The organism is Sphingomonas sp. NPDC019816 (genome assembly GCF_050274375.1).
GTDB lineage: Bacteria > Pseudomonadota > Alphaproteobacteria > Sphingomonadales > Sphingomonadaceae > Sphingomonas.
Genome location: NZ_JBNNOB010000259.1, coordinates 1 through 1,712 on the forward strand (window position 1 = coordinate 1; position 1,712 = coordinate 1,712).

At 65.8% G+C, this 1,712-nt stretch carries 1 protein-coding gene and 1 pseudogene; both read right to left on the reverse strand.

Annotation, left to right across the window (positions count from 1 at the left end; all coding sequences use genetic code 11):
- Window positions 1–22: 22 nt before the first annotated feature.
- Window positions 23–361 carry a nitrite reductase small subunit NirD gene (gene nirD, locus ACQKJZ_RS19210; protein WP_427733293.1) on the reverse strand — a complete coding sequence of 113 codons (339 nt, stop codon included), beginning with the start codon at window positions 359–361 and terminating at the stop codon, window positions 23–25.
- Window positions 358–1,635: pseudogene (locus tag ACQKJZ_RS19215) on the reverse strand ((2Fe-2S)-binding protein); the annotation flags it as partial. The gene nirD and the pseudogene ACQKJZ_RS19215, both read right to left, overlap by 4 nt.
- Between the last annotated feature and the right edge of the window lie 77 nt (window positions 1,636–1,712).

Here is a 1,712-nt window from a genome sequence, read left to right on the forward strand (position 1 = left end):
GGGGAGAAAACTGCTTCACCGCTCACGCCGCCGCCTTCAGGGTGCTGGCGCGGCAGATCAGCACGCGGCCGCCGCTGATCTTCACCGGCACGACCGGGGTGCAGCCCTTGTCCTCGCCTAGTGCTTCCCCGGTGCTAAGCGAGATGCGCCAATTGTGCAGCGGGCACGCCACCGCGCCGCCATGGACGATGCCCTGGCTCAACCGCCCATGCTTGTGCGGGCAGCGGTCGAGCAGCGCGCAGACCTTGTTCTCGCCGGTGCGGAAGACGGCGATGTCGTTCCCGCCCTCGACCTGCACCGTGCGGCTGCCGCGCAGGGGGATTTCCTCGACCCAGCCGATGTCGAGCCATTCGCCAATCATGCCATCTCTCCCACAGGTTGGAAGCGCGCCATCGGCGCATGGATTTCGCGTTCCTCGCCCGCCACGCGCGCGGCCCAGGGGTCGCCTTGCGAGAAGCTCTGCGAATAGAAGAAGCGACGGGCGAGTTCGGCCCGCTCGTCCGCATCGGGCAACAGCCGCGACTGGATATAGGCGAGGCCCACCCGCTCGATCCACGGCGCGGTCCGCTCCAGATAGCGCGCTTCTTCGCGGTAGAGCTGGATGAAGGCGGCGCACATCTCCATCGCCTCGCCTTCCGTCGCTACCTTGCAGAGCAGGTCGGTGGCGCGGACCTTGATCCCGCCATTGCCGCCGACATGCAGTTCGTAGCCCGAATCGACGCAGACCACGCCGAAGTCCTTGATCGTCGCCTCAGCGCAGTTGCGCGGGCAGCCCGACACCGCGATTTTGAACTTGTGCGGCATCCACGAGCCCCAGGTCGCCCGCTCCAGCTTGACGCCCAGCCCGGTCGAATCCTGCGTGCCGAAGCGACACCATTCGGAGCCGACACAGGTCTTCACCGTGCGCAGGCTCTTGCCGTACGCATGGCCGCTGACCATCCCGGCCGCGTTCAGATCGGCCCAGACGGCGGGCAGATCCTCCTTCCTGATGCCGAAGATGTCGAGCCGCTGGCCGCCGGTCACCTTGACCATCGGCGCGTTGAATTTCTCGACAACATCGGCGATCGCGCGCAACTCCTTGGGAGACGTGATCCCGCCCCACATGCGCGGCACGACCGAATAGGTGCCGTCCTTCTGGATGTTGGCGTGCATGCGTTCGTTGACGAAGCGGCTCTGCTGGTCGTCCTGATACTCACCGGGCAGCGCGCAGAGCAGATAGTAGTTGAGCGCGGGGCGGCAGGACGAACAGCCGTCCGGCGTCGACCAGTGCAGCTTCTGCATGACCTCCGGGATAGAGCGCATGTCCTGCGCGACGATCTCTCGGCGGACATCGTCATGGCCGAAGCTGGTGCATTTGCACATGGTCTTCGGGCCGGCCTCCACCTCTCCGCCCAGCCGGATCGACAACAGGCTCTCGACGATGTTAGTGCACGAGCCGCAGCTTGCCGAGGCCTTGCAGCCGCTTCGCACCGCATCCAAGCTGTGCGCGCCGCCGTCGACGCAGGCAAAGACCTTGCCCTTGGTCACGCCGTTGCAGCCGCAGATTTCCGCATCGTCGGAAAGCGCCGCAACGGCCGCCTTAGGGTCCGCAAGGGCGCCCCCCTGGGCGAAGGCCTGGCCGAAGATCAGTGCGTCGTGAGGTGGTCCCGCCTTCTTGGACAGGTTTGCGGCTAAGTTAAGCTAATCCCGGTTGTCATTCACGCCGCCTGTTT

What these genes read in the sequence shown, in the direction of transcription:
- nirD (WP_427733293.1), bottom strand. Translation starts at nt 361, where the DNA reads ATGATTGGCGAATGGCTCGACATCGGCTGGGTCGAGGAAATCCCCCTG.